21 protein-coding genes and 1 tRNA gene are annotated in these 19552 nt (G+C 71.3%); 8 read left to right on the top strand and 14 right to left on the bottom strand.

Annotated features, from left to right (window positions below; all coding sequences use genetic code 11):
- Window positions 1–12 precede the first annotated feature (12 nt).
- The 4 genes from ACWDD7_RS05200 to ACWDD7_RS05185 form a co-directional block, all read right to left on the bottom strand.
- Complete coding sequence (locus ACWDD7_RS05200; protein ID WP_450456415.1) at window positions 13–618, bottom strand: polyketide synthase; 606 nt, start codon at window positions 616–618, stop codon at window positions 13–15.
- On the bottom strand, window positions 611–1759 hold the full coding sequence (locus ACWDD7_RS05195; protein ID WP_450456414.1) for a beta-ketoacyl-[acyl-carrier-protein] synthase family protein: 1149 nt from the start codon (window positions 1757–1759) through the stop codon (window positions 611–613). Before ACWDD7_RS05195 ends, ACWDD7_RS05200 begins: the two co-directional genes overlap by 8 nt.
- Window positions 1760–1809: 50 nt before the next feature.
- Entirely contained in the window at window positions 1810–2070 is a 261-nt protein-coding gene (locus ACWDD7_RS05190; protein ID WP_450456413.1) for an acyl carrier protein, read from the bottom strand.
- Window positions 2071–2157: 87 nt separating this feature from the next.
- Window positions 2158–3123: a DMT family transporter gene (locus ACWDD7_RS05185; protein WP_450456412.1), complete on the bottom strand. Its 966-nt coding sequence runs from the start codon at window positions 3121–3123 to the stop codon at window positions 2158–2160.
- Between the two features lie 75 nt (window positions 3124–3198).
- Here ACWDD7_RS05185 and ACWDD7_RS05180 point away from each other — a divergent pair, with 75 nt between their 5' ends.
- Window positions 3199–4104, top strand: coding sequence for a LysR substrate-binding domain-containing protein (locus tag ACWDD7_RS05180; RefSeq protein ID WP_450456411.1), 906 nt, complete (start codon window positions 3199–3201; stop codon window positions 4102–4104).
- A 246-nt stretch (window positions 4105–4350) separates the two neighbouring features.
- Complete coding sequence (locus ACWDD7_RS05175; protein WP_450456410.1) at window positions 4351–4884, top strand: tyrosine-type recombinase/integrase; 534 nt, start codon at window positions 4351–4353, stop codon at window positions 4882–4884.
- Between the two features lie 45 nt (window positions 4885–4929).
- On the opposite strand, the gene ACWDD7_RS05170 is transcribed toward ACWDD7_RS05175, so the two are convergent.
- Window positions 4930–5003, bottom strand: a tRNA-Thr gene (locus ACWDD7_RS05170).
- A 219-nt stretch (window positions 5004–5222) separates the two neighbouring features.
- Between ACWDD7_RS05170 and ACWDD7_RS05165 the strand changes: the two genes are divergently transcribed.
- The 3 genes from ACWDD7_RS05165 to ACWDD7_RS05155 all read left to right on the top strand — a co-directional run bounded on the left by ACWDD7_RS05165 (window position 5223) and on the right by ACWDD7_RS05155 (window position 7756).
- Entirely contained in the window at window positions 5223–6359 is a 1137-nt protein-coding gene (locus tag ACWDD7_RS05165) for an ABC transporter ATP-binding protein (protein ID WP_351876939.1), read from the top strand.
- A gap of 173 nt (window positions 6360–6532) precedes the next feature.
- Complete coding sequence (locus tag ACWDD7_RS05160) at window positions 6533–6991, top strand: hypothetical protein (protein ID WP_450456409.1); 459 nt, start codon at window positions 6533–6535, stop codon at window positions 6989–6991.
- A gap of 33 nt (window positions 6992–7024) precedes the next feature.
- A complete protein-coding gene (locus ACWDD7_RS05155) occupies window positions 7025–7756 on the top strand; it encodes a nucleotidyltransferase family protein (protein WP_351876937.1) in 732 nt (243 codons plus the stop codon).
- 73 nt (window positions 7757–7829) lie between these two features.
- Here ACWDD7_RS05155 and ACWDD7_RS05150 read toward each other — a convergent pair whose 3' ends face one another.
- The 7 genes from ACWDD7_RS05150 to ACWDD7_RS05120 form a co-directional block, all read right to left on the bottom strand.
- Window positions 7830–9545: a DoxX family protein gene (locus tag ACWDD7_RS05150; protein WP_450456408.1), complete on the bottom strand. Its 1716-nt coding sequence runs from the start codon at window positions 9543–9545 to the stop codon at window positions 7830–7832.
- Between the two features lie 169 nt (window positions 9546–9714).
- The gene (gene rlmB / locus ACWDD7_RS05145; RefSeq protein WP_450456407.1) at window positions 9715–10659 is read right to left on the bottom strand and encodes a 23S rRNA (guanosine(2251)-2'-O)-methyltransferase RlmB; all 945 of its coding nucleotides are present in this window, start codon (window positions 10657–10659) and stop codon (window positions 9715–9717) included.
- A 101-nt stretch (window positions 10660–10760) separates the two neighbouring features.
- Entirely contained in the window at window positions 10761–12161 is a 1401-nt protein-coding gene (cysS, locus tag ACWDD7_RS05140; protein WP_351876934.1) for a cysteine--tRNA ligase, read from the bottom strand.
- A 102-nt stretch (window positions 12162–12263) separates the two neighbouring features.
- Entirely contained in the window at window positions 12264–12668 is a 405-nt protein-coding gene (locus ACWDD7_RS05135; protein WP_351876933.1) for a PPOX class F420-dependent oxidoreductase, read from the bottom strand.
- A gap of 83 nt (window positions 12669–12751) precedes the next feature.
- Complete coding sequence (ispF, locus tag ACWDD7_RS05130; protein ID WP_450456406.1) at window positions 12752–13243, bottom strand: 2-C-methyl-D-erythritol 2,4-cyclodiphosphate synthase; 492 nt, start codon at window positions 13241–13243, stop codon at window positions 12752–12754.
- Window positions 13233–14030 carry a 2-C-methyl-D-erythritol 4-phosphate cytidylyltransferase gene (gene ispD / locus ACWDD7_RS05125; protein WP_351876931.1) on the bottom strand — a complete coding sequence of 266 codons (798 nt, stop codon included), beginning with the start codon at window positions 14028–14030 and terminating at the stop codon, window positions 13233–13235. The genes ispF and ispD overlap by 11 nt, the downstream gene beginning before the upstream one ends.
- A gap of 368 nt (window positions 14031–14398) precedes the next feature.
- Window positions 14399–14881, bottom strand: a complete 483-nt coding sequence (locus tag ACWDD7_RS05120) for a CarD family transcriptional regulator (RefSeq protein WP_003953493.1) — start codon at window positions 14879–14881, stop codon at window positions 14399–14401.
- 615 nt (window positions 14882–15496) lie between these two features.
- Here ACWDD7_RS05120 and ACWDD7_RS05115 point away from each other — a divergent pair.
- Window positions 15497–16198, top strand: a complete 702-nt coding sequence (locus ACWDD7_RS05115) for a DUF461 domain-containing protein (protein ID WP_450456405.1) — start codon at window positions 15497–15499, stop codon at window positions 16196–16198.
- A gap of 88 nt (window positions 16199–16286) precedes the next feature.
- On the opposite strand, the gene ACWDD7_RS05110 is transcribed toward ACWDD7_RS05115, so the two are convergent.
- Both ACWDD7_RS05110 and ACWDD7_RS05105 read right to left on the bottom strand, forming a co-directional pair.
- Entirely contained in the window at window positions 16287–16967 is a 681-nt protein-coding gene (locus ACWDD7_RS05110; protein WP_014673455.1) for a response regulator transcription factor, read from the bottom strand.
- Window positions 16964–18262 carry a sensor histidine kinase gene (locus ACWDD7_RS05105; protein ID WP_351881122.1) on the bottom strand — a complete coding sequence of 433 codons (1299 nt, stop codon included), beginning with the start codon at window positions 18260–18262 and terminating at the stop codon, window positions 16964–16966. Before ACWDD7_RS05105 ends, ACWDD7_RS05110 begins: the two co-directional genes overlap by 4 nt.
- Window positions 18263–18486: 224 nt before the next feature.
- Here ACWDD7_RS05105 and phoU point away from each other — a divergent pair, with 224 nt between their 5' ends.
- Together phoU and ACWDD7_RS05095 are read left to right on the top strand one after the other, a co-directional pair.
- Complete coding sequence (gene phoU / locus ACWDD7_RS05100; protein WP_128790653.1) at window positions 18487–19176, top strand: phosphate signaling complex protein PhoU; 690 nt, start codon at window positions 18487–18489, stop codon at window positions 19174–19176.
- 155 nt (window positions 19177–19331) lie between these two features.
- Window positions 19332–19487, top strand: coding sequence for a hypothetical protein (locus tag ACWDD7_RS05095; RefSeq protein ID WP_351881126.1), 156 nt, complete (start codon window positions 19332–19334; stop codon window positions 19485–19487).
- The last annotated feature ends 65 nt before the right edge of the window (window positions 19488–19552 follow it).

The following is a 19552-nucleotide window of genomic DNA, read 5'->3' as shown; positions in this document are numbered from 1 at the left end:
AGGACACCTCGTTCAGCTGGTCGCGGCGACGGTCGTGGGGACCGGTGCCGTGAGGCGGGCGAGAGCGGACTCCGCGTGCGGCTCGGGAGCGCGGACGGACTGCAGTACGGCGCACCGGACGGCGTGGGTGTCACCGTCCTGCCGGTGGGTGCCGAGCAGGACGTAGCGGGCGCTGCCCCGGCCGAACCAGCCGGCGGCCACGTCCAGGGCCGTGGGCAGGGCCGCGGCCGGCGGCATGGAGAGGGTGAGCGTCGGACCGCGGAACCCCTGCCGGATGCAGGCGAGTCCGGCGAGCGAGCCCGGGTTGGCGCCGGCGAACTTCAGCGGCGACAGCCTTCCCCGGGGCGTGGCCCGGGCGATCTGGCGCATGGTGTCGAGCGTGCACACCTCGCTGACCGCGATCATGCCGACCAGGTCGCCGATCTCGGCCAGGCCACCCATCTCCGTCAGGCCGGTGCGGCAGTCCCGTGCGGCGGCCTCGGCGGCCTCGGCCATCAGCCAGGCCAAGGGATCGGCGAACAGGGACGAGCCGTTGCGGGAGTGGCGCTCCGGCGCGTCGGTGACGATCTCCGCGTACCCGACAGAGGCCAGGGCGGCCGGCGTACGGGAATCAGTCATCGTCGCCTCCCGGCACGGAGAAGAGCAGCGCGGTGTTGAAGCCGCCGAAGCCCAGCGTCAGGCTGAGTCCCGAGCCCGGCGGCACCGGACTCGGTGCGCCGACCGGCAGCGGCAGCGGGAAGTCCTCCATCGGGGTCTCCAGGCCCTGGACGGCGGGTACCTCGCGGTCGGTGAGGGCCTTGATCAGGGTGATGGCCTCGATGGTCCCGCAGGCGCCGAGGCTGTGGCCCAGCGCGCCCTTGGTGCCGTAGACGACGGGGCCGCGCGGGCCGGCGCCGAACAGCGCCCGCAGACTGGTGGACTCCACGGCGTCGTTGACGGGGGTGCCGGTGCCGTGCGCGCTCACCACGGCGATGTCGTCGGTGCTCAGGCCGCTGCCGGTCAGGGCCCGTTCCACGGCCAGGCAGACGCTGTGGCCGCTGGGATCGGGGGCGGTCATGCCCGCGGCGTCGTTCGCGGAGCCCGCGCCGCGCAGTACGGCGTGCACCCGTGCGGAGCGGCGGCGGGCGTGCCCCGCGGACTCAAGGACGAGGACGCCGGCGCCCTCGCCGAGGACCATGCCGTTGTGCCGGGTGTCGAACGCGCGCAGGGCCTCGGTGCTCATCGTGCCGAGCAGGGAGTGGCCCAGCCGCTTGGCGGCGGTGACGATGTCGACACCGACACAGACGCAGACCTCGCGGAGCCCCGAGCGGATCAGCTCGGCGCCCATCAGGACGGCGTCGGACCCGGCGGAACAGGCGGTCGTCACACACAGCGGCGTGCCGGGGAAGCCGATCCGGTCGGCCGTGCGGCGGGCCCAGTCGTAGAGGGAGGGGACGTCGGGATCGTCGAGGTTTCCCGCGTAACTCGTCCCGAGAATCAGCTCGGTGTCCGGGCCGCCCGGTGAAATCCCGGCGTCGGCCAGTGCCGCCTGTGCGGCACGTACGGCGAGTTCCTGCTGCCGGAGGTGGGGGTCAGCGGATGCCGGAACGGTCGGCACCATGGCTGCCAGCGGACTTCGGACGGGAATTCCGGAAGGCGTGTCGGTAATTCCCGACTTTCCTTCCATCAGCTGCTTCCATACGTCGTCCACGGAATTCCCGAGAGGTGTCTCCCAGCCGATTCCGGTGACGTACGGCTCCCGTGCGGCGGTGTCGGCCACATCGCTCCATTCGTGTCTCACGCGCCGTTCGGCGCTGTCCGAGGCATCGGTCAAGCGGTGGCTGCTGCTGCCTTCAGGCTTTCTACCAGCGAGGTCAGGGTCGCGACGGTGGCGAAGTGCTCCGGGGTGAAGTCGTCGTCGGAGATGGCGATACCGAAGGCCTCCTCAAGCTGGACGCGCAGTTCGACGAAGCCGAGGGAGTCCACCCCCAGCACGTCCCGCAGACTGTCCTGCTCGCCTATCTGCTCGACCGGGACCTCTACGTAGATGTGCGAGACGAGTATCTTCCTGATGGTGTCGGACGCAGACACAGTTGTTTTCCTCTCAGCGTTCTCCGAAGTTATTCTCAGCCTACAAGTTGGGTATTTCACGAGAGTTTCCGAAAAGCTTGAAGATGATTACTTCGAGGAAATCTGGCGCTGCGAAAGCGCGGCACCGGCGAGAATCACCACGGCCCCCACGGGCTGGTGCCAGTTCAGCGTCTCGCCCAGCACGATGACGCCGGCGACGGTGGAGATGATGGGGACGAGATACGTCACCATGGACGCCACGGTGGCGCCCGCGTCCCGCACCAGCCCGTACTGGATCAGGAAGGCGATGCCTGTGCCCACGGCGCCGAGGGTGAGCAGGGACAGCGACTGGGCGAGCGGGAACGCGCGCGGGAACGACGTCAGGAACGGCGTGACCAGGGCCAGTTCGACGGCCCCGGCGGTCAGTTGGGCCGCGGACAGCGACACGCTGGAGTGCCCGGAGTCCGTGAGGAAACGGCGGACGTACACCCAGCCGGCGCCCATGCTCAGCGCGGCCGCCAGTGCCAGGCCCGCGCCCAGCGGGTCGCCGACGTCGGCGCCGTTCCAGATGCCGAAGACCACGAGGACACCGAGGAAGCCGATGGCCATGCCGACCAGCCGGTTCCGGTTGGGCCGCTCGCTCGGCAGCGCGGTCATCGCCACGAGCAGGGTGAACAGCGGTGTCGTGGCGTTGCAGATCCCGGCGAGCGCGGAGGTGATGCGCTGCTCCGAGTAGGCGAAGAGCGTGAACGGCAGGGCGTTCAGCAAGAAGCCGGCGGCGGCGAGATGCAGCCACAGCGCCGGCCGGCGGGGCAGGGTGTCCCGCTTGACCACCAGCACGACCAGCAGCGCGACGGCTCCGAACGCGACCCGCCCCAGGGCGACTTGGAGCGGCGCGAACGCCTCTCCGCTGATCTTGACGAAGAGGAAGCTGAGACCCCAGACCAGGGCCAGCAGCAGGAAGCGGATGCGCCAGTCGAGGCCGGGGCGGTGATCGGGAGAAGGCGAACTCGGGGACGGGGCGGCACCCCCGGTCTCGGTCGCGCTCTCGGTCGCGGAGGAGGCTGATTCCATGACCACCACTCTGCGATCGAGGGAAGCCCGCGACAAGCGAGGTTTTGTGAGCTCTGTTTGTAGCATGCATTCACCATGCTGAACCTGGATCGACTCCGCAGCCTGCAGGCCGTGGCCGCCCATGGCTCGGTCAGCGGGGCGGCCGCGGTGCTGCACCTGACGCCCTCGGCCGTCTCCCAGCACCTTCGCAAGCTCGAACAGGAAACCGGCCACCAACTGGTCACCCGCACCGGCCGCGGTGTGGAACTCACGCCCACCGCGCTGCTGCTGGCGGAGCGCGCCCGGCACATCCTGGCCCTGGTCGACGAGACCGAGGCCGAACTCCAGTCGTACAACGCCCATCCCGTGGGCCGGCTGACACTGGGCGCCTTCCCCACCGCGGCGCGCGGCGTGGTGCCGCGGGCCCTGCGGCTCCTCGCCGAGCGCGCGCCCCAACTGGAGTTACGGGTAAGGGAGGTGGACCACGACTCCCCGCTGCCGCAGGTGGAGCGCGGCGAACTGGACGTCGGCATCGCCCAGGACTGGGAGCACATGCCGATCTCCTGGCCGGGGAAGCTGAGAAGGCGCCTGCTCATGGTGGACACGGCGAGGGTGGCGCTGCCCGCGGACCACGCCCTGACCGACCGTCCCGCCGTACGCATCGGCGAACTCCTCGACGCGTCCTGGATCAGTCGGCCCCAGCGCTCGACCTGCCACGAATGGCTCATGCACACCATGCGGGAGCAGGGCGCCGAACCCCACATCGTCCACGTGGTGGCCGAACACCCCACCCAGATCGCCCTGGTCTCCGCCGGCGTGGGCCTCGCGATGGTCCCCAGCCTGGGCCTGGGCCACCTCCCGACGGACGTGGTGGCCCTGCCGGTCGAACCCGCCCTCACCCGCAGGATCTACGCGGTGTGGCGGCCGGAGGCGGCGGTGCGTCCGGCGGTACGGGTTGTGGTCGAGGCGTTGACGGAGATCGGGAGGGAGCTGACGGCTTGACGGGCCGGGGGCGGGACGGGCGCCGCGCCGTCAGCTCAGCTGCCCCAAACATTCGTCGCGGGAAAGAGGGCGAGTCCTCGCGCGGGGCGGGCACCACAGGCGCTGGACGCGTCGGCAGGCCCAAGACCCCTCGTGATCGCCTGCGCACCGGCCGGTGTCCATCGCCACCAGCCCGGAGGAGTTCCTCCATCTGCTCGACGGTGTTGAAGGCGTCCTTGTCGACGTCCGGTTTTCCCCTCCGGCGATGTGCGCGGGCACAAGGTCGCCGTGGGAGGCGACACCAACGCCGCCGGCGAGCCGATGTGGTTCTCCGGCGCCGAACGCGCCCTCGGCCTGTCCTTCCCCGAGAGCCGCGAGCGCCTCACCGCCATCGCGGCCCCGCCCGCCCGGGTGGGGACCGGGCGCGTCTTCACCCAGGAAGACAGAGCGATGCTCCACCCGGCCAACGTCACACGGCGCTTCATCGACCTGCACGAGGAGATCGGCCTCCCGCCGATCCGACTCCACGACCTGCGCCATGGCGCGACGACGCTGCCCCACGCAGCCGAGGCCGACCGCGCGATCGCGGAGGCCGCCGCCCGCCTCGTCCCGCGCGCACGCCGGGCAGGCGATGCCGAGAAGACCCAAGCCGGGCCAAAGGCCGCCGATGGCGTGAAATCCGGCGCGGAAGAGATGCCGCCGGATACCGGGGAATCCGCCGCCCGGCCGGACCCTGGTGACGCACCCGCTCACACACCGCTCACGCAAACGGCCTCGGACACGAAGCCCGAGGCCGAATAGGGCGCCTCTCCGGGGTTAAACCCCAGGTCAGAGCCGGTTTCCCAGAGCCCCCTGTCGGATTCGAACCGACGACCTTCGCTTTACAAGAGCGGCGCTCTGACCAGCTGAGCTAAGGAGGCCCGTCGCGCGTGCCGCGCGGACGTGCCTGTGCAGTGTACCCACGACACATGGCGGACCCGTCGAAAATTTCCGCGAAGTTCACAGTCGCCCACGTACTGACAGACCACGTGAACGCCGGGTACCGTCTCGAACCGGTTCACTCGCGTGGACTACACCAACCACCTTCCTACAACGGATCGTCCGGCACGTTCCTGCCGGTAGAAGGGGGCCCATTCACCATGGCCACTGTCACGTTCGACCAGGCGACCCGGATCTACCCGGGTTCCACCAAGCCCGCCGTCGACGCGCTCGACATCGCGATCGAGGACGGCGAGTTCCTCGTCCTGGTCGGCCCGTCGGGCTGCGGCAAGTCCACCTCGCTGCGGATGCTCGCGGGCCTGGAGGACGTCAACGCCGGCGCCATCCGCATCGGCGACCGCGACGTCACCCACCTGCCGCCCAAGGACCGGGACATCGCCATGGTGTTCCAGAACTACGCCCTCTACCCGCACATGACGGTCGCCGACAACATGGGCTTCGCGCTCAAGATCGCCGGCGTCAACAAGGCGGAGATCCGGCAGAAGGTCGAGGAGGCCGCGAAGATCCTCGACCTCACCGAGTACCTCGACCGCAAGCCGAAGGCCCTGTCCGGCGGTCAGCGCCAGCGTGTCGCCATGGGCCGCGCCATCGTGCGCGAACCCCAGGTCTTCCTCATGGACGAGCCGCTGTCCAACCTGGACGCCAAGCTCCGCGTCTCCACCCGCACCCAGATCGCCTCGCTGCAGCGCCGGCTCGGCATCACCACCGTCTACGTCACCCACGACCAGGTCGAGGCCATGACGATGGGCGACCGCGTGGCGGTCCTCAAGGACGGTCTGCTCCAGCAGATCGACACCCCGCGCAACATGTACGACAAGCCCGCGAACCTCTTCGTGGCCGGCTTCATCGGCTCCCCGGCCATGAACCTGGTCGAGGTCCCGATCACCGACGGCGGTGTGAAGTTCGGCAACAGCGTGGTGCCCGTCAACCGCGAGGCCCTCAAGGCCGCCACCGACAAGGGTGACCGCACGGTGACCGTGGGCGTGCGCCCCGAGCACTTCGACGTGGTGGAGCTGGGCGGGGCGGCGGCGACCGCCCTCACCAAGGACGCCGCGGACGCCCCGGCCGGCCTCGCCGTCTCGGTGAACGTGGTCGAGGAACTGGGCGCCGACGGCTACGTGTACGGCAGCGCCGACATCGACGGCACCCTGAACGACCTGGTCGTGCGCGTGAACGGCCGCCAGGTGCCGGAGAAGGGCGCCACCCTGCACGTCGTGCCGCGGCCCGGCGAGACCCACGTGTTCTCCACGTCCACGGGCGAGCGCCTGTCCGACTGAGACGGCTTCGGGCACAGGTCCGACGCAGGGCCCCGCGGTGTACCGCGGGGCCCTCTTCGCATGATCGTTCCAGGGACGGGCGTCAACCCCCTACCCCGAAAACTGTCCTGTCTCATCCCCCGTAAGAGTGACTGACCGTCTTTGCGACATTACCGACCGCTACCCTCACACGCGTGACGCACTCCATCACCACTCAGACGCGACGCGGCCACCGGGGCCCTGCCCGCCGGGTCGGCCGCTCCCTCGCCCTCGTCCTGCCCGTCGTCCTGGTGCTCTCGGGAACCCTCGCGGTCACCCGGGTCAACTGGACGGGAAGCCCCGCCGGCTCGGTGCTCACCGCCTCGGACATCACCTCGGCGGAGGTCGCCCCCAAGGCGGTCGCCCAGGCCCCGCAGGACGTGCTGCGCGACCACCTGATGAGCGAGCTGCACGAGAAGAACCCGGGCGTGGTCCTCACCCACCTCCAGGAAGCCGTCAACGGCCACCCCTCGCTCGCCCGGCACTGCACCTCCATCGCCCACGCCCTCGGCCGCGCCGCGGTGCGCATCTACGGCGCCTCGCGCGCCCAGTCGTACGCGCGCCCGGTGTGCGACACCTCCTTCGCCACCGGGGTGCTGGCCGCACACGGCTGAACCCGCGGCGGGGCGCCACGTACAGTGCGGTTCATGACCCATCCGAACGCCGCGTCGCGCCCCACTCAAGCCGTGATCCTGGCCGGTGGCCAGGGCTCGCGGTTGCGTCCGTACACCGACGACCGGCCCAAGCCGATGGTCGAGATCCCCGGCACGGGCACTCCGATCATCGGCCACCAGCTGGCCTGGCTCGCCGAGGAGGGTGTGACGGACGTGGTGGTCTCCTGTGGCCACCTCGCCGAGGTCCTCCAGGACTGGCTGGACTCGGCTCGACTGCCGGTCTCCGTGCGCACGGTCGTGGAGACCGAGCCCCTCGGCCGCGGCGGCGGCCTCAAGTTCGCCGCGGCGCACCTCCCCCGCCCGGACCGGCCCTGGTACGCCACCAACGGCGACATCTGGACCCGCTTCTCGCTGCGGGACATGGCCGACTTCCACACCGAGCGGGACGCCATGGCCACCCTCGCGCTCGCCCGCCCCCGCATCCCCTGGGGCGCCGTGCGGACCGACGGCTTCGGCCACATCACCGACTTCATCGAGGCCCCGCCCTCCACGTTCGAGATCAACGCCGGCGTGTACGTCTTCTCCCCGGAGTTCACCACCCTGCTCCCCGAGCGCGGAGACCACGAGCGCACGACGTTCCCCGGGCTCGCCCGTGAGCGGAAGCTCGCGGGATTCCCGCTGCCGCAGGGCGCGTACTGGCGGGCCATCGACACGGCGAAGGATCTGACGGAAGCGGCGAAGGAATTGTCGGCGATGGGACGCTAGCCCGCGTACCCCGGACAGCCAGCAGCCCCCGTACCTCTCCGGTACGGGGGCTGCACTCTTCCCGGCTGTTCCGTCAGCCCAACAGGCCGCCCAGCACGCCCGGTTGGCCCGTGGAGGTGCCGCCGCCCGAGGTGGAGGTGCCGCCCGGGGAGGAGCCGCCGGAGGTGGAGGCGCCGCCGGTGCTCGTCGGGCCCGCCGTGGTGCTCGGGGCGCCGCCCGTGGGGGCGGACTGGCGGGGCGGGACCTGGCCCGTGGTGCCCTGGGTCTCGCTGGGGCTGGTGGTCGTACTGCCCGTGCCACGGGTCGAGCCCGGGGTCGTGGCCGCGCCCGAGGGGCTCGCGCCGGCCGTGGCGCCGCCCGAGGGGGAGGCGGGGGCCGACGGGGTGTGCGGGTGCCGGGTGCCGCTCTCGCCCGGGAGCGGGGAGCCGGGGACGTTGTTGCGGGGCGCCTCGCCGGGGCCGGGGACGACCACGCGGCTGGAGTCGCGGACCGCGCCGCCGAGCAGGGAGCCGACGAGCAGGGTGAGGCCGACGGTCACCGCCGTGATCAGGGCGCCGCGGCGCAGCACATAGCGGCGCAGTTCCCAGATGTCGGAGCGGGGACCGAGCCGCCGCCAGGCGCTGCCCGCGAGGCGGCCGTCCACCGAGTAGACGGGGGCACCCGCGATGATCAGCGGGGACCACGCGGCCAGGTAGATGATGTCCGGGGCGTCGTACGCCGGGACCGTCTTCCAGCTGACCGTGACGATCAGCGCGGCCGACAGCAGTACGCCGACCACCGCGGCCACCCGCTGCCAGCAGCCGAGGATCGTCAGGACACCGACCACCACCTGGAGGAAGGCGATCACGAGGCCCGAGCCGACCGGGTGATGCAGCGCGAACTGGCGCAGCGGCTCGGCGACGTCCCACGGGTGCAGGGTGTTGAGCCACGTGACCATGGAGCCGCGCTTGCCGCCGTCGAAGTAGACGGGGTCGCACAGCTTGCCCATGCCGGCGTAGATCGAGATGAAGCCCAGGAAGACGCGCAGCGGGAGCAGCACCACACCGAGGTTCATCCGGCGGCCGGGGTAGTACGCGTGCCGCGCCGGGTCGTCGCCGTGGCGCTTGGCGGGGCGCGGGACGTCGAGACCGAGGTCGTCGTCGTAGCCCGAGTCGTACGGGTGGTGCGGGTCGTGGTCCGAGGGGTACGGCGGGTACGACGCGGTGGGCTCGCCGTCGCCGCCGTAGCGTCCGAAGCCCGTTTGCGGGTACGGCGGTTGGTCGTACGAACCGCTGCGCATGTGCGGCAGGAGGCGGGTGCTCCCGTCGTCGGCGGCGGTGCGCTGGTGGCCGACGACGGGGGTCTCGACGGTCCGGTCGAGCGCGTCGTACGCCTCGTCGTAGCCGGTGGTGCCGACGCGCGGGATGACCCGGGTGGCGCCGGTGTCGGGCTCTTCGGCGTGGCGGACGATGCTGCCCCGCACGGCCTGGAGGAGCCGGTGGGCGCCGGTGTCGTCGGGCGCGGACCGGCCGCTCCACACGACGGGCCGGCGACGGCCTGCGCCGGCCCCGCCCGCCGGTCCCGCGACGGGCATCCGGGCGGTGTCCTGGGCGGCACTGAGATGGCGGGCGATCCGGGCGGACTGGTTGCGTCTGGCCGTCGCGCCCAGCTGCACGCGGAAGCTGGCGTGGTTGACGATGACCTGCGCCGGATCGCTCGGCACCTTCACCATGCTCAGCGCGGGAGCGTCGTCGAATCCCGACGAGCGGTCCCCCGTGGGTGTGCGGGGTGTTCTGGTGTCCACACTCATCTAACCGAGTGACGTGGGGTTAGGACACTGCTTTGACCGGCCGGATGTGTCCGGGCCCCGTCAAAGCAGCGTCGAACGCCATATGGACGCCGGAATTCCCACGCAAGGGTGAACTTCCGGACGGGTGTTCAGCCGCGTCGGCGTGGCGTCTCGGCGGCGCCGCGCCGGGTCAGCTCCGCGTGCGCGCGGCCTCGTACAGCACGATGCCCGCGGCCACACCGGCGTTGAGGGACTCGGTGCCGCCCGGCATCGGGATGCGCACCCGGTAGTCGCAGGTCTCGCCGACCAGCCGGGACAGGCCCTTGCCCTCGCTGCCGACCACGATCACGACCGGACCCGACAGGGCCTCCAGGTCGCCGAGCTCGGCCTCGCCGTCCGCCGCCAGGCCGACGACCGTGACCCCCGCCTTCTTGTACTGCTCCAGGACGCGGGTGAGGTTGGTGGCGCGGGCCACCGGGGTACGGGCGGCCGCACCGGCGGAGGTCTTCCAGGCGCCGGCGGTCATACCGGCCGAGCGGCGCTCGGGCACGATCACGCCATGGCCGCCGAACGCGGAGACCGAGCGGACGACCGCGCCGAGGTTGCGCGGGTCGGTGACGCCGTCGAGCGCGACGACCAGCGGGTCCGCTCCCTCGTCGGCGGCGGCGTCCAGCAGGTCATCGGGGTGCGCGTACTCGTACGGCGGGACCTGGAGGACCAGGCCCTGGTGGTTCAGGCCGTTGGTCATGCGGTCCAGCTCGGGGCGCGGGGCCTCCATGAGGTTGATGCCACCGCGCTCGGCGGCGAGCTGGAGGGCCTCGCGGACGCGCTCGTCGTTGTCGATGAACTGCTGGACGTAGAGGGTCGACGCGGGGACGCCCTCGCGCAGCGCCTCGACCACCGGGTTACGGCCGACGACCAGCTCGGACGTCGACCGGCCGCCGCCCCGGCGCTGCTGCGGGCGGGTGCCCTGCGCGCGGCGGGCCTTCGCCGCGGCGACGCGCTGCTTGACGTGTCCCTTGCGCATCTCGGCGGGCGGGGTCGGGCCCTTGCCCTCCAGGCCCCGGCGTCGCTGGCCGCCGCTGCCGACCTGCGCGCCCTTCTTGCCGGACATGCGGCGGTTGTTCGCGGCCATGAGTCACCTGTTCCGTGAGCTTTGTTCGTACGTACGTCTTATGCAGTGTGCCGCCCGGGGGGCCGGGCGGCACAATCGATCAAGGGCCGTGCGCGGTGGGGCTAGCGCGAGCCCAGGGTCCAGCGCGGGCCCTGCGGGCCGTCCTCGATGGCCAGGCCGGCCTGGCCGAGCTGGTCGCGGATGGCGTCGGCGGTGGCCCAGTCCTTGCGGGCGCGGGCGGACTCGCGCTGGTCGAGGACGAGCCGTACGAGGCTGTCGACCACGCCGTGCAGATCCTCGCTCTGGTCGGACTCGCCGGTCCACCGCTCGTCCAGCGGGTCCAGGCCGAGGACGCCGAGCATGGCCCGCACCTCGGCGAGGCGGGCGACCGCGGCCTCCTTGTCGTCGGCGGCGAGCGCGCTGTTGCCCTGGCGGACGGTGGTGTGCACCACGGCGAGGGCGCCGGGGACGCCCAGGTCGTCGTCCATCGCCTCGGCGAAGGCGGGCGGGACCTCGGCGGCGGGCTCGACGGGCTTGCCGGCCAGCTCGGTCGCGCGCAGCATGAAGCCCTCGATGCGGGCGAAGGCGGACTCGGCCTCGCGCAGGGCTTCCTCGCTGTACTCGATGGTCGAGCGGTAGTGCGGGGTGCCCAGGTAGTAGCGGAGCACGACGGGGCGCCACTGCTTGACCATCTCGGAGACGAGCACGCTGTTGCCGAGCGACTTCGACATCTTCTCGCCGCTCATGGTGACCCAGGCGTTGTGCACCCAGTACCGGGCGAAGTCGTCGCCGAAGGCCTTGGCCTGCGCGATCTCGTTCTCGTGGTGCGGGAAGATCAGGTCCAGGCCGCCACCGTGGACGTCGAAGGCGGAGCCCAGGTACTTGTGGGCCATCGCCGAGCACTCCAGGTGCCAGCCGGGACGACCGCGACCCCAGGGGGTCTCCCAGTCGGGCTCGCCGGGCTTGGTGGCCTTCCACATGGCGAAGTCGCGGGGGTCGCGCTTGCCGGTGATGCCCTCCTCGGCGGGCTGGCGCATCTCGTCCAGGTCCTGCTTGGACAGCTCCAGGTAGGAGGGCCAGGAGCGGACGTCGAAGTAGACGCTGCCGTCGGCCTCGTAGGCGTGCCCGCGCTCGATGAGGGCGCGCATCATCTCGACCATCTCGGTGACGTGGCCGGTGGCACGGGGCTCGTAGGTCGGCGGGAGGCAGCCGAGGGCGGTGTAGCCGTCGTTGAACGCCCGCTCGTTCTCGTAGCCGATGGACCACCACGGGCGGCCCTGTTCCCGGGCCTTGGTGATGATCTTGTCGTCGATGTCGGTGACGTTCCGGACGAACGTCACCTCGTAGCCGCGGTACTCGAACCAGCGGCGCATGATGTCGAAGTTGAGGCCGGAGCGGATGTGCCCGATGTGCGGGGCCGCCTGCACGGTGGCGCCACACAGGTAGATCGAGACACAGCCCGGCTTGACCGGGGTGAAGTCACGGATCTGCCGGGCGCTGGTGTCGTACAGGCGAATAGTCACCACTCCAGAGTAGTGGCCCCGACCCAGTGCCTCACGCCCCTTCCCCTCTTTACGACGGTCCTCCCCCTCGCCGGGCCGGGCTCCGCGCCGTCCGCCCGCGCCTCAGAGCCTCCCGACGACCTTCCGCGGCGTGATCCGCACGACCACCCGCTCGGCGTCCTTCGACGCGTCGGGGTTGAACTCGGCGTACTTCTTGCCGGTGTACTTCAGGCTCAGTTCGTCGATGAGGGACCGGCCGCCCTCCGTGGTCAGTTCGGCGGTGCCGCGGATCTCGGCGTACTCGTAGGGCTCGTCGGGGTTCATGACGACGACGGTGACACGGGGGTCGCGGTCGAGGTTCAGCTTCTTGCGGCGGTCGGCCGTGGTGGAGAAGAGGATCCGCTCGCCCTCCCGCTTCACCCAGACCGGCGACATCTGCGGGCTGCCGTCGGGCTGGACGGTGCCGACGACGATGAACACCTTCCCGTCGAGCAGGGACTTGAGCCGGTCGGACAGGGCGGCGGACATGGGTACCTCCGGAAAGCCGCGGGCGGTGACTCTCCGGGTACCCTCGCACGCCCCCGGATCACCCGCACCAGGAAGCGTGTGGCTCAGGCCGACCGCACCACGAGCGCCGTCGCCACCGCCATCAGCCCCTCCTCGCGCCCCGGGAAGCCGAGTCCGTCGGTGGTGGCGCCGGAGACGGACACCGGCGCGCCGGCCGCCTCGGAGAGGATCTTCTGGGCCTCGTCACGGCGCTTGCCGATCTTCGGGCGGGGGCCGATCACCTGTACGGCGACGTTGCCGATGGTGAAGCCCGCGGCGCGCACGATCCGGGCGGCCTCGGTGAGCAGCGTGACCCCGGACGCGCCGGACCACTCGGGCCGCCCGGTGCCGAAGTGCTGCCCGAGGTCACCGAGCCCGGCCGCCGAGAACAGCGCGTTGCAGGCGGCGTGCGCGACCACGTCCGCGTCGGAGTGCCCGGCCAGGCCGGGTCCCTCGCCCTCCCACTTCAGGCCGGCGCACCACAGCTCGCGGCCCTCCTCGAAGGCGTGGATGTCGGTGCCGATGCCGACCTGGGGGAGAACCGTCTCAGTAGCCATCGTTCAGCCTCCTGCGGGCCAGGACCGCCTCCGCGAGAACCAGGTCGAGCGGGCGGGTCACCTTGAACGCCTCCTCGTGGCCGGGAACCGTCACCACGGGCAGGCCCAACCGCTCCACCATGCTCGCGTCGTCCGTGACGTCCCCGGTCACCGTCTCGTGCGCGCGCAGCAGCGTCGCCCGGTCGAACCCCTGCGGCGTCTGCACGGCCCGCAGCCGCGCGCGCTCGGGCGTGGCGACGACCAGCTCCGGCGCGCCGGGCTCGGTGGCCGGCTCGACCTCCTTGACCGTGTCGGCCAGCGGCAGCGCGGGGACGACCGCCGGCGCGCCGTCGCGCACGGCCTCGATGACGGCGTCGACCGTGTCGACCGGGACCAGCGGGCGGGCCGCGTCGTGGACGAGGACGACGCCGTACTCGGGCGGTACGGCCGCGAGGCCGAGCCGGACCGATTCCTGGCGCGTGTCGCCGCCGGGGACGACCACGAAGTCGGTCCTCCCCCAGCTGCCGCCGGGGGGACCCCCAGGCAGCACGTACGCGTCGAGCAGGGACTTGACCTCGGCGGGCCCGTCCGCCGGGGCGACCACGACCACGAGGGAGACATGGCGGGAGGCGGCCAGGGAGTGGACCGCGTGGATGAGCATCGGCGTGCCGTTGAGCGCGCGCAGCGCCTTGGGGGCGCCCGGTCCGAGCCGTACGCCCCGGCCGGCGGCGGGAATCACGGCCGCGACGAGGGTTCCGGCGGGCGCGAGGGGCGGCTGCGCGGGCGAGGGACGCGATTCGTCAGACATCGGTTCCTGTCAGGTTTGTGTGCTCGACCTACGTGGGTATGGCCTGGAGGAGTGCCGGGCGCGACGCCTTGACCGGACCCTTTCCGTGACCCTGGTCGAGCCGTTCACCGGGCCCGGCACATCGAGTATCGGGGGCCCCTTCCGTTTCAGGGGCTTCCCGGGGGGTACGGCACAGACGGCGCCGCGGGGACGAACATGCCGCAGCGCCCGGCGACAGTTTCCGTGTCATCGGGCACCGCGGCATTTTCGCTGTGCTGAGAGAGTGCGGGAGCACTGTGCCGAGCGTGTGGGGGAGCGGGGGCGAAGGGGCAGAGACCGATCAGATCATCAGCCGTTGGCCGGAAATCGCCGCCCACGGCGCGGGCACGTCAGGAGGCGAGCACCTCGTCGAGCAGGGCCTCGGCCTTGTCCTCGTTCGTGTTCTCCGCGAGAGCCAGTTCGCTCACCAGGATCTGGCGGGCCTTGGCGAGCATGCGCTTCTCACCGGCGGACAGTCCGCGCTCGCGCTCGCGACGCCACAGGTCACGCACGACTTCCGCGACCTTGATGACATCGCCGGAGGCGAGCTTCTCCAGGTTTGCCTTGTAGCGACGGGACCAGTTCGTGGGCTCCTCGGCGTACGGCGCGCGCAGCACCTCGAAGACCCGGTCCAGTCCGTCCTGACCGACCACATCACGCACGCCGACGAACTCCGCATTGTCCGCTGGCACACGCACTGTGAGGTCACCCTGGGCGACCTTCAGCACCAAGTAGGTCTTGTCCACGCCTTTGATCTGGCGAGTTTCGATGGCCTCGATCAGCGCGGCCCCGTGATGGGGATAGACCACGGTGTCGCCAACCTTGAACGTCATGTGACAGGTACCCCTTCCGTGGCTATCCAGGGTAACACGGATACGGCGTCTTCTGAATGGCGTTTTCGCAGGTCAGGGCATATCTCGGGGCTTGACAACAGCAACCGGAACGTGCTGCGGAGGCCCTCCGGAACGGGGAATTCGCAGGTGGGAGGGGCTGTCCGGACGGGGTGAAACGCGTACGTCACACACCTCGCGGGTCGACTCCAAGAGGATGAACATCCCGATTTGTCCGGTTCCTGGCGTACGACTTCCGCTACTCCGTTCGGAGGCCGCGGGCCGATGCGAGCCGATTCCGGAATTGATCAGCGGGGGCCGGACGGGTGAACCGGTGATCCATTTTCGGGGCGGCCGCGCATTCCTTCACGGAAATTTTGCGTGCGGTTATGCGAATGGCGTACCGCGACCTCGACAAAGTGGCTGAAGAGGCACTTGTGGCAGCCGTGACCCGTGTGCCGACGTCGGCCCCCGTACCCCCACCTGGCGGGAAGCCCGGCGTCAGGGGAGGGTCGGGTGCGGTCACGCGGGAACGGCTCGGTAACCTGAAGCCGCTGACAGACACTTAGGGCGGCTTTACAAGGAAGCCGCCCCTGCGTTCAAGGAGTTGCCGCCGCCGTGAGCAGCAGCCTTCGACGCGGCGCCCTCGCCGCTTCCGCCATTGTCTTCTCGATCGCCTCGCTCGCCGCCTGCGGCGCCGGCAACGACTCGCAGACCCTGCAGATCAAGCCGGACAACGCGGCGACCAGCGTCGGCGACATCAAGGTCCAGAACGCCCTGGTCATCACCCAGCCCGGTCCGAAGGCGACCGGACCGGCCGTCGTCTCCGCGACGCTGTTCAACATGGGCGCCGACGACCAGACCCTGCAGTCGATCAGCCTCCCGGGCACCAGCGAGACCGTGAAGCTGACCCCGGCCAAGGGCGGCAGCCTGACCGTGCCCGCGCACGGCTCCCTGGTCCTCGGCGGCCCGAACAACGCCTCCGCCGAGATCCCCGGTGGCCACGAGAGCGTCCAGGACGGCAACGCCCAGCCGGTCACCTTCACCTTCAGCAAGACCGGCCAGGTGAGCCTGCGCGCCTTCGTGGTGCCCGCCACCAGCTACTTCGACAAGTGGGGCCCGACCAAGGTCCCGTCCGTCCCCACCGGCTCCCCGGCCCCCGGCGCCACCGCCTCCGGCAGCGCCAAGCCCGGCAAGCACGGCGGGGCGAGCCCCTCGGCGAGCACGGGCGCGGGCGGCACCGCCTCCGCCACGGCCACCGCGAGCATCGGCGCGACCCCGAGCGACTCGGCCTCGCAGTCGGCCGGCGCGGGCCACTGAGCGGTCGTACGACACGCTCGTACACCTCGTACGCGCGAAAGGGCGGCGCCCCCTCGGGGGTGCCGCCCTTTCGCGCGTGGCTTTCGGTCTACGGCTCGAACTTGTAGCCGAGGCCGCGCACCGTGACCAGGTAGCGCGGGGCGCCGGGGTCCGGCTCGATCTTGGCGCGCAGGCGCTTGACGTGGACGTCCAGGGTCTTGGTGTCGCCCACGTAGTCGGCGCCCCAGACCCGGTCGATGAGCTGCATCCGGGTCAGCACCCGGCCGGCGTTGCGCAGCAGCATCTCCAGCAGGTCGAACTCCTTGAGCGGCAGGTCGACCTTGGAGCCGCCGACGGTCACCACGTGCCGGTCGACGTCCATGCGCACCGGGCCGGCCTCCAGCGCGGCCGGGGTGACCTCCTCCGGCTCGCCGCGGCGGCGCAGCACCGCGCGGATACGGGCGACCAGCTCGCGGGAGGAGAAGGGCTTGGTGACGTAGTCGTCGGCTCCTATCTCCAGCCCCACGACCTTGTCGATCTCGCTGTCCTTGGCCGTCACCATGATCACGGGGACGTTCGAACGGCCGCGCAGCTGGCGGCACACCTCGGTGCCGGGCAGACCGGGCAGCATCAGGTCGAGGAGGACGAGGTCGGCGCCGTTGCGCTCGAACTCGTCGAGGCCGTCGGGGCCGGTGGCCGCCACGGCGACCTCGAAGCCCTCCTTGCGGAGCATGTACGACAGGGCGTCGGAGAAGGACTCCTCGTCCTCGACGACGAGCACTCGGGTCACGGAAGGACCTCCGGGGAGGGAAGCGGTTCGTACGGGGATGACTCGGTGGGACCGCCGGCCTCGTCGTCGAGGTCGGGGTGCTGCAGCGCGCGGTCGCGGGCCGCGCCCGCCTCCGGCAGCCTGAGGGTGAAGGTGGAGCCCTGGCCTTCGGCGCTCCAGACCGTGACCTCCCCGCCGTGCGAGGCGACCACGTGCTTGACGATGGCGAGACCCAGACCGGTGCCGCCGGTGGCCCGCGAGCGGGCCGGGTCGACGCGGTAGAAGCGCTCGAAGATGCGCTCCTTGTCCTTGTCCGAGATGCCGATGCCCTGGTCGGTCACGGCCAGCTCGATCATGTCGCCGCCGGGGGCGCTGACCCGGCGGGCGGCGATGCCCACACGGGTGCGGGCCGGGGAGTAGTTCACCGCGTTCTCGACCAGGTTGCCGAGGGCGGCGGCCAGCTGGCCGCGGTTGCCCCAGACGTGCAGGTCGGCGGTGCCGCTCCGGCTCCCGCCACCCTGGTCGGGCCCCGCGGGCACCCCCACGTTCGTGGCCATGGTGATCTGCTTGGTGCTCGCCTGGTGACGGCAGCGGTCCACGGCCTCGGCGACCAGCTCGTCCACCTGGACGGACTCGGCGTCCTCCAGGGGGTCGTCGTTCTGCACCCGGGACAGGTCGATGAGTTCCTGCACCAGGTTGGTCAGCCGGGTCGCCTCGATCTGCATACGGCCCGCGAAGCGCTCCACGGCCTCCGGGTCGTCCGAGGCGTCCATGACGGCCTCCGACAGCAGGGAGAGGGCGCCGACCGGCGTCTTCAGCTCATGGCTCACGTTCGCCACGAAGTCGCGTCGCACGGCCTCGATCCGGCGGGCCTCGGTCAGGTCCTCGACCAGCAGCAGGACCAGGCGGGAGCCGAGCGGCGCGACCCGCGCGGAGACGGCGAGAGCCTCGCCGCGCCCGCTGCCGCGCCGGGGCAGATCCAGCTCGACCTGGCGTATCTCGCCGTCCCGCCGGGTGTCGCGGGCCATCTGGAGCATCGGCTCGATGGAAAGCTTGCCGCCGCGCACCAGCCCGAGGGCGTAGGCGGCGGAGCTGGCCTTGACGACGGAGTCGGCCTCGTCGAGGACGACGGCGGAGGAGCGGAGCACCGAGAGAACGGTGTCCACGCCGGGCGGGAGTACGGGATCGGTGTGCAAGGAAGTCCTGGTCGGTCGCTTCTGGTCGCGTTCGCTCCAGCGGAACGCCAGCATGGCGATGACGCCGGTGAGCACCCCGGCGATCGCTGCCGCTGCGGCGACCGCCGCGTTCACGTCCATGCGTCCAGGTTAGGCATGGGCCACGACATGACCCCAGCCGTGAGGGTGCGACCTCGAACACTCGTCGCCCAGAGTTCACCTTGGAGCCAGTACCGGTTCATTTCGGAAGCCGGAAACGGACGCGTGCGGGGCGGAACGTGGGAACGTGGGGTTCGCACCGCCGGTTCTGCCGCCGGGCCCCCGGACAACGACCCCCGGAAGCACATATACGAGAGGGAACCCTGATGCGGGACGCGTACCACGAGGAACTGGACTCGATCGGCGACGGTCTGGTGGAGATGGCCCGGCTGGTCGGCTCGGCGATCGGACGCGCCACGACCGCCATGCTGGACGCCGACCTGAAGCTCGCCGAGAGCGTGATCGAGGCGGACCAGAAGGTCGACGAGTTGCAGCACGACCTGGAGGCCCGGGCCATAGCCCTGCTGGCCCGGCAGCAGCCGGTCGCGACGGACCTGCGCATCGTCGTCACGTCCCTGCGGATGTCGGCCGACCTGGAGCGCTCCGGCGACCTCGCCCAGCACGTGGCGAAGCTGACCCGGCTGCGCTTCCCGGAGCGCGCCGTCCCGCAGGACCTGCACGCGACCATCCTGGAGATGGGCCAGCTCGCGCAGCGCCTGATGGCGAAGGCCGCCGAGGTCATCGTGACCAAGGACGTCGACCTCGCGCTCCAGCTGGAGCAGGACGACGACGAGATGGACCTGCTGCACCGCACCCTCTTCCAGCACCTCATCGACGACCGCTGGAAGCACGGCATCGAGACGGCCGTCGACGTCACCCTGCTCGGCCGCTACTACGAGCGGTACGCCGACCACGCGGTCGCCGTCGCCAAGCGCGTCGTCTACCTGGTCACCGGCGAGCACGCGGACGAGATCCAGTCGGACATCCAGCCGGTGACGGGGGTCGAGGGGGCGTAGGGCCCGTGCCCCCGCCGGAGCCGACGGAGCGCAGGCCCTGACGTGGGTCCACGGGGGCGCCTCCGTGCGCCGTTGATGCGCCCGGTGCCTCGGGCATGAAATAGGAGAGGGCATCCCTGCCCCAGCAACTGGCGCCCGGCGTCTAGGAGGGACCCATGGCCGACTCCCCCAGCACCATCCCCGACCCCACGCAGGAGCGCGAGACCGAGCAGCCCGCCGAGATCAGGAGCCTGCCGCTGGTCGCCGCGTGCGGCTGCGGCTCCGGCTGCGGCTGCGGCTGCCAGTCGGGCGCGCCCTGCCAGTGCGGCTGACGGCAGAACCGTCGCGGGGCCGGTGCGGACACGCTTCGCACCGGCCCTTTCCGCGACCCCATGCC

Source organism: Streptomyces sp. NPDC001056 (assembly GCF_053598955.1).
The sequence above is the reverse complement of the archived record's forward strand: the minus strand, read 5'-3'. Positions and strand labels throughout refer to the sequence as shown.

What these genes read in the sequence shown, in the direction of transcription:
- ACWDD7_RS05200 (WP_450456415.1), bottom strand. Translation starts at nt 618, where the DNA reads ATGACTGATTCCCGTACGCCGGCCGCCCTGGCCTCTGTCGGGTACGCG.
- ACWDD7_RS05185 (WP_450456412.1), bottom strand. Translation starts at nt 3,123, where the DNA reads ATGGAATCAGCCTCCTCCGCGACCGAGAGCGCGACCGAGACCGGGGGT.
- ACWDD7_RS05180 (WP_450456411.1), top strand. Translation starts at nt 3,199, where the DNA reads ATGCTGAACCTGGATCGACTCCGCAGCCTGCAGGCCGTGGCCGCCCAT.
- ACWDD7_RS05165 (WP_351876939.1), top strand. Translation starts at nt 5,223, where the DNA reads ATGGCCACTGTCACGTTCGACCAGGCGACCCGGATCTACCCGGGTTCC.
- ACWDD7_RS05155 (WP_351876937.1), top strand. Translation starts at nt 7,025, where the DNA reads ATGACCCATCCGAACGCCGCGTCGCGCCCCACTCAAGCCGTGATCCTG.
- ACWDD7_RS05150 (WP_450456408.1), bottom strand. Translation starts at nt 9,545, where the DNA reads ATGAGTGTGGACACCAGAACACCCCGCACACCCACGGGGGACCGCTCG.
- rlmB (WP_450456407.1), bottom strand. Translation starts at nt 10,659, where the DNA reads ATGGCCGCGAACAACCGCCGCATGTCCGGCAAGAAGGGCGCGCAGGTC.
- ACWDD7_RS05135 (WP_351876933.1), bottom strand. Translation starts at nt 12,668, where the DNA reads ATGTCCGCCGCCCTGTCCGACCGGCTCAAGTCCCTGCTCGACGGGAAG.
- ispF (WP_450456406.1), bottom strand. Translation starts at nt 13,243, where the DNA reads ATGGCTACTGAGACGGTTCTCCCCCAGGTCGGCATCGGCACCGACATC.
- ispD (WP_351876931.1), bottom strand. Translation starts at nt 14,030, where the DNA reads ATGTCTGACGAATCGCGTCCCTCGCCCGCGCAGCCGCCCCTCGCGCCC.
- ACWDD7_RS05120 (WP_003953493.1), bottom strand. Translation starts at nt 14,881, where the DNA reads ATGACGTTCAAGGTTGGCGACACCGTGGTCTATCCCCATCACGGGGCC.
- ACWDD7_RS05105 (WP_351881122.1), bottom strand. Translation starts at nt 18,262, where the DNA reads ATGGACGTGAACGCGGCGGTCGCCGCAGCGGCAGCGATCGCCGGGGTG.
- phoU (WP_128790653.1), top strand. Translation starts at nt 18,487, where the DNA reads ATGCGGGACGCGTACCACGAGGAACTGGACTCGATCGGCGACGGTCTG.
- ACWDD7_RS05095 (WP_351881126.1), top strand. Translation starts at nt 19,332, where the DNA reads ATGGCCGACTCCCCCAGCACCATCCCCGACCCCACGCAGGAGCGCGAG.